General features: G+C 36.3%; 3 protein-coding genes. 2 read left to right on the forward strand and 1 reads right to left on the reverse strand.

Annotation, left to right across the window (positions count from 1 at the left end):
• Nucleotides 1–97 precede the first annotated feature (97 nt).
• Nucleotides 98–4,399, forward strand: a complete 4,302-nt coding sequence (gene rpoC, locus AC0L3Q_RS06660; protein ID WP_473285856.1) for a DNA-directed RNA polymerase subunit beta' — start codon at nucleotides 98–100, stop codon at nucleotides 4,397–4,399.
• Between the two features lie 52 nt (nucleotides 4,400–4,451).
• Nucleotides 4,452–4,766: a DUF3467 domain-containing protein gene (locus AC0L3Q_RS06665; RefSeq protein WP_473285857.1), complete on the forward strand. Its 315-nt coding sequence runs from the start codon at nucleotides 4,452–4,454 to the stop codon at nucleotides 4,764–4,766.
• A 148-nt stretch (nucleotides 4,767–4,914) separates the two neighbouring features.
• Here the strand turns inward: AC0L3Q_RS06665 and AC0L3Q_RS06670 are convergent, their stop codons facing one another.
• Nucleotides 4,915–6,501, reverse strand: coding sequence for a peptide chain release factor 3 (locus AC0L3Q_RS06670; protein ID WP_473285858.1), 1,587 nt, complete (start codon nucleotides 6,499–6,501; stop codon nucleotides 4,915–4,917).
• Nucleotides 6,502–7,048: the final 547 nt, after the last annotated feature.

Consider the following 7,048-nt stretch of genomic DNA (forward strand, 5'->3'; position numbering starts at 1 on the left):
AGTTTGTCATCGTACCCTGAACGATGCTGATGGGTACGATGCTTAACACTTAATTATTCAAATTTAAATTACAATAATTCTTTAGCAACCATATATTATGGCAAGAAATAATGATAAGAATACAGTAAAGAGATTTAATAAAATCTCTATTGGTTTAGCTTCTCCAGAATCTATTTTGGCGCAATCAAATGGAGAGGTTTTAAAACCTGAAACTATCAATTATCGTACACACAAACCAGAACGTGATGGTTTGTTTTGCGAACGAATTTTTGGACCAGTAAAGGACTTTGAATGTGCTTGTGGTAAATACAAAAGAATTCGTTATAAAGGAATCGTTTGTGACCGATGTGGAGTTGAAGTAACTGAGAAAAAAGTACGTAGAGACCGTGTTGGACACATTAACTTGGTGGTTCCTGTAGCTCATATCTGGTATTTCAGATCTTTACCAAATAAGATCGGATACTTGTTAGGGCTTCCTTCCAAGAAATTGGATATGATTATTTACTACGAACGTTACGTAGTAATTCAACCAGGTATTGCCAAGAATGAAGAAGGGGAACCTATTCAAAAAATGGATTTCCTTACCGAAGAAGAATATCTAAATATCTTAGATAGTCTTCCTCAGGAAAACTTATACCTAGAAGATACAGATCCAAATAAGTTCATCGCAAAGATGGGTGCAGAATGCTTGATCGAAATTCTTAGAAGAATTGATTTGGACGCACTTTCTTATGAGTTGAGACATAAAGCAAATAACGAAACTTCTAAGCAACGTAAAACTGAGGCATTAAAACGTCTTCAGGTTGTTGAGTCGTTCCGTGATGCCAATAAAAATAGAGAAAATCGTCCAGAATGGATGATCCTGAAAGTAGTACCGGTAATTCCGCCAGAATTACGTCCATTAGTGCCATTAGATGGTGGTCGTTTTGCTACTTCAGATTTGAATGATCTTTATCGTCGTGTAATTATCCGTAACAATCGTTTAAAAAGATTGATGGAGATCAAAGCTCCTGAAGTAATCTTACGTAATGAAAAGCGTATGCTTCAGGAATCAGTAGATTCATTATTTGATAATACTCGTAAAGCTTCTGCTGTAAAAACAGATTCTAATAGACCATTAAAATCGTTATCAGACTCGTTAAAAGGTAAGCAAGGACGTTTCCGTCAAAACTTACTTGGTAAACGTGTTGACTATTCTGCTCGTTCTGTAATTGTTGTAGGACCTGAGTTGAAATTATACGAATGTGGTCTTCCAAAAAATATGGCAGCTGAGCTGTACAAGCCATTTGTGATTAGAAAGTTAATCGAGCGTGGTATTGTAAAAACAGTAAAGTCTGCTAAAAAGATTATTGACAGAAAAGAGCCTGTTGTTTGGGATATCTTAGAGAATGTTCTTAAAGGACATCCGGTATTACTGAACCGTGCTCCTACGCTTCACCGTTTAGGAATCCAGGCGTTCCAGCCAAAACTTATTGAGGGGAAAGCAATACAGTTGCACCCATTAGTATGTACGGCATTTAACGCGGATTTTGATGGTGACCAGATGGCGGTACACCTTCCATTAGGGCCGGAGGCTATTTTGGAAGCGCAATTGTTAATGTTGGCTTCTCATAATATATTGAATCCCGCAAATGGTTCTCCTATTACCGTACCTTCTCAGGATATGGTACTTGGTTTATATTATTTAACAAAGCCGCGTAAGACAACAGAAGACTTGGTGATCAAAGGAGAAGGACTTACGTTCTACTCTCCAGAGGAAGTGATCATTGCTTACAACGAAAAGCGATTAGACATTAACGCCATTATCAAGGTAAGAACCAAAGATTTCAATGACGAAGGAGAATTAGTAGATCAGTTGATTGAGACGACTACAGGTAGAGTACTATTTAATGAAAAAGTACCAGAAGCTGCAGGATACGTTAATGAGGTATTGACTAAGAAATCTTTGAGAGATATTATTGGTAGCATCCTTAAAGTAACGAGCGTACCAGAAACAGCTGCTTTCCTTGATGAAATTAAAACATTAGGATATAACTCGGCATTCCAGGGTGGTCTTTCATTTAGTTTGGGAGATATTATTATTCCAGCAGAAAAGCATACGATGATTGCGGATGCAAATTCTCAGGTAGATAATATCGTTGCCAACTATAACATGGGACTTATTACCAATAACGAACGTTATAATCAGGTAATTGATATTTGGACTTCTACCAATGCAGAATTGACAGAATTGTCGATGAAGCGTATTAGAGAAGATCAGCAAGGATTTAACTCGGTGTATATGATGCTTGACTCTGGAGCGAGGGGATCTAAAGAACAGATTCGTCAGCTTACAGGAATGCGTGGATTAATGGCTAAGCCGAAAAAATCGAATTCTGCTGGTGGTGAGATTATTGAAAACCCGATTCTTTCGAACTTTAAAGAAGGTCTTTCGATTCTTGAATACTTTATTTCTACTCACGGTGCACGTAAAGGACTTGCAGATACGGCTCTTAAAACTGCTGATGCAGGATACCTAACACGTCGTTTGGTTGATGTAGCGCAAGATGTAATTGTAAACGTTGAAGACTGTGGTACATTACGAGGAGTTGAAGTAACTGCATTGAAGAAGAATGAGGAGGTTATAGAACCTCTTGCAGATAGAATTGTTGGTAGAACGGCATTAGTAGATGTTATTGATCCATTGACACAAGAAGTTCTTGTGGAAGCAGGAGTTGAGATAGATGAAGTAATTGCAAAAAGAATTGACAATTCTCCTGTAGAATCAGTAGAAGTTCGTTCTGCACTTACTTGTGAGGCTAAAAAAGGAATTTGTGTGAAATGTTACGGTCGTAACCTTGCTACTGGTAAAACAGTGCAAAGAGGTGAGGCTGTTGGAGTAGTTGCTGCACAATCAATCGGTGAACCAGGTACTCAGCTTACACTACGTACGTTCCACGTGGGAGGTATTGCAGGTAACATTTCTGAAGAAAACCAATTGAAATCTAAATTTAGCGGTAAAGCAGAAATTGAAGAATTGAAGACCGTTAAAGGAGAAGATGCAGAAGGAAACGAAATTGATGTTGTAATTTCTCGTACTTCTGAAATCAAAGTGATCGATCCTAAGACTAAGATTGTATTAAGTACAAATGTAATTCCTTACGGATCTCAGCTTTTCATCCAAGATGGTGATAGCATTGAAAAAGATCAGGTGGTATGTCAGTGGGATCCTTATAACGGTGTGATTATTTCAGAATTCGCTGGTAAGGTGAAGTATGAAAATATCGAACAAGGAATTACATATCAGGTAGAGATCGATGAACAAACCGGTTTCCAGGAAAAAGTAATTTCAGAATCCAGAGATAAGAAAAAGATTCCTACGTTATTGATTATGGGTAAAGGAGACGAAGTACTTCGTTCTTATAACTTACCAGTAGGAGCACACTTGATGGTAGATGATAATGATAAGATTGGAGTAGGTAAGGTCTTGGTTAAGATTCCTCGTAAATCAGCTAAAGCTGGTGATATTACTGGAGGTCTTCCAAGGGTAACCGAATTGTTCGAAGCACGTAATCCATCTAACCCAGCTGTAGTAAGTGAAATTGATGGTGTTGTTTCTTTCGGAAAGATCAAGCGTGGTAACCGTGAGATCATCGTAGAATCTAGAATTGGTGAGATCAAGAAATACTTGGTAAAACTTTCTAATCAGATTCTTGTTCAGGAAAATGATTTCGTAAGAGCAGGTATGCCATTATCAGATGGTTCTGTTACTCCAGAAGATATCCTTAAGATTAAAGGGCCTTCTGCAGTACAACAATATTTGGTGAACGAAGTTCAGGAAGTATATCGACTACAAGGTGTGAAGATTAATGATAAGCACTTTGAGGTGGTTGTACGACAAATGATGCGTAAAGTAAGAATTCAGGATCCGGGAGATACTATTTTCCTAGAAAATCAATTGGTACATAAATCAGATTTCATTGAAGAAAATGATGCAATTTTCGGAATGAAAGTGGTTGAAGATGCTGGAGATAGTGAAACCTTGAAAGCAGGTCAGATCGTTTCACCAAGAGATTTAAGAGATGAGAATTCTGTACTGCGTAGAGAAGATAAAAACTTAGTAACAGCAAGAGATGCTTCTCCTGCAACTGCGACTCCAATACTTCAGGGTATTACAAGAGCATCGCTTCAAACTAAATCGTTCATCTCTGCAGCGTCATTCCAGGAAACTACAAAAGTATTAAACGAAGCTGCGGTAAGCGGTAAAGTAGATACACTCGAAGGTCTTAAAGAAAATGTAATTGTTGGGCATAGAATTCCGGCAGGTACAGGTATGAGAAGCTATGAGAGTATCATTGTAGGTTCTAAAGAAGAATTCGAAGATCGAATGGAACAAAGACAAGAAGTTAATTATAATTAATTCTTAAAAGCCTGTCGCACTGCGACAGGCTTTTTTTATATAATAAGTAAACATGGCAGATAATAAAAACCTCAATCAAAATCAATTGAATATAGAATTAGATGAAGCAGTTGCAGACGGAACTTATAGTAACCTTGCAATTATCAATCATTCGGTTTCAGAATTCGTTATTGATTTTGTAAATATTATGCCTGGTCGTCCAAAAAGCAAAGTCAAAAGCAGAATTATCTTAACTCCACAACATGCAAAAAGATTGCTAAAAGCACTTAATGATAATGTAAGTAGATTCGAATCTGCTCATGGAGAAATTAAGGATTATGAACAACCTCCCATCCCAATGAACTTTGGTCCTACAGGAGAGGCTTAACGATCAGTAGTTTTGATAGTTTTTGATTAAGAAATAATAATACCTTATACTTAAATAAAAATCCGCTCACAGAATTAATCTCTGAGCGGATTTTTTGTTTTTTGCACACATTGTTATGTGCTAGTGTTTTTTAACCCTTTAAAACGCTTTAAAATTCCGATGTGAAATGAAATTGTATAGAAGGGTACTTTTGTTGGGTCATTTGCAAACTAAAGGAAGAATCTGCAAAAAAGACCAATTGCCCTTGTTTGTCTTTAGCCAAGAATTTGCTCTTTACTCTTTTAAATTCTTTGAACTCTTCATTATCCTGATCTTCTGGATCTACCCAGCAGGCTTTATGTACATTTAGATTTTCATAGGTACATTTAGCACCGTATTCATGTTCTAATCGGTATTGAATTACTTCATATTGTAAAGCTCCTACAGTACCAATAACTTTTCTTCCATTGATTTCTAAAGTAAATAACTGGGCTACTCCTTCGTCCATCAACTGATCAATACCTTTAGCCAATTGTTTAGATTTCATTGGATCTGCATTATTGATGTATCTAAAGTGCTCTGGAGAAAAACTAGGAATACCTTTATAATGTAATACTTCTCCTTTGGTAAGGGTATCACCAATTTTGAAGTTACCTGTGTCATGAAGTCCAACAATATCTCCTGGATAAGAGATATCAACAATTTCTTTTTTCTCAGCGAAAAAGGCGTTTGGACTAGAAAATTTTAGTTTTTTATTATGTCTGGTATGCAGATAAGGAACATTTCTCTCAAAAGTCCCTGAAACAATTTTCACAAAGGCTAATCGATCCCTGTGTTTTGGATCCATATTAGCATGTATTTTAAAAACAAAACCGGTAAAGTTCTCTTCTTCAGGTTTTACCAACCGAACATCGCTTTCTTTGGGTTTTGGAGGAGGAGCAATGGAAACAAAACAGTCTAAAAGCTCACGAACTCCAAAATTGTTCAAGGCCGATCCAAAAAATACGGGTTGTAAAGATCCGTTTTGATAAGCTTCTTTTTCAAATGTTGGATATATCCCTTCTACTAATTCTAATTCTTCTCTTAATTGATTAGCAGAATTTTCTCCTACTAGCTCGTCCAATTCTTCAGATTGTAGATCAGACACTTCAATAGTCTCTTCTATATTTTTTCTGTTGTCTCCACTAAAAAGATTAATGTTCTTTTCCCAAATATTATAGATTCCTTTAAAATCGTATCCCATTCCTATAGGAAAGCTTAAAGGAGTAACCGTGAGTCCTAATTTCTGTTCGATCTCATCCAGAAGTTCGAAAGCATCTTTACCTTCACGATCTAATTTATTGATAAAAACGATCATTGGGATGTTTCGCATTCTACATACAGATACCAGTTTTTCAGTTTGTTCCTCAACCCCTTTTGCGACGTCAATAACAACAATTACACTGTCTACTGCTGTCAGTGTTCTGAAGGTGTCTTCGGCAAAATCTTTGTGACCTGGTGTGTCTAGAATGTTGATTTTGATGTCTTTATATTCAAAAGCTAAAACAGAAGTTGCTACGGAAATCCCACGTTGACGTTCGATTTCCATAAAATCACTAGTAGCTCCTTTTTTTATTTTATTCGATTTTACAGCACCGGCTTCCTGGATAGCCCCTCCAAAAAGAAGTAACTTTTCGGTAAGTGTGGTTTTTCCTGCATCCGGGTGAGATATAATACCGAAGGTTCTTCTTCTGTTGATTTCTTCTAAGAATTTCATAAATCTATCAAATGTGGTGGCAAATATAACACTTAAATGTTCAATGATGTATAGAATAGATTAATCAAATCATTTATAATGTCTGGAAAGGGAACCGCATTTTTTAACAAGAAAGTGTTTTTTGTCGTTCCCGAGTGTATTTCGTCGATTTTATTGGGAAAATCCGTGTTTTCAAATGTTAAAATATTAAATTTAAACACAACTTTTGTGTCTCCTAACCTTTGATAATGTAGTAAGTAGTAAAAGAAACATTACTGTCGATGCTGATATTGGGTTAGTCGAGTTTTCTAAACGGTTTCCCCTAGATTATATGTTGTTTGACAGCAAATAGTGTTGTTTTGTCGGTAAATATGCGCACTTTATCGATAAATAAGCATGAAAAGTTTGCTTATTGTTTAGATTGCATTAAGAAATTAACTATTTTTACGACTAGATAATTACGGTTTTACCGTATTTTATTTGTGTAGAATAGCTTGATAAGTTTTAATAATAGTCCGTAAAAGGCAATCTCCTTTTTGTGTTTTTTATGGATGAGGTAGTAAACACA

The organism is Aquimarina sp. KJ22-3 (assembly GCF_055808215.1).

Bases quoted from the DNA above. Each gene is read 5' to 3' on its own strand.
- rpoC (WP_473285856.1), top strand. From the start codon at position 98: ATGGCAAGAAATAATGATAAGAATACAGTAAAGAGATTTAATAAAATC.
- AC0L3Q_RS06665 (WP_473285857.1), top strand. From the start codon at position 4,452: ATGGCAGATAATAAAAACCTCAATCAAAATCAATTGAATATAGAATTA.
- AC0L3Q_RS06670 (WP_473285858.1), bottom strand. From the start codon at position 6,501: ATGAAATTCTTAGAAGAAATCAACAGAAGAAGAACCTTCGGTATTATA.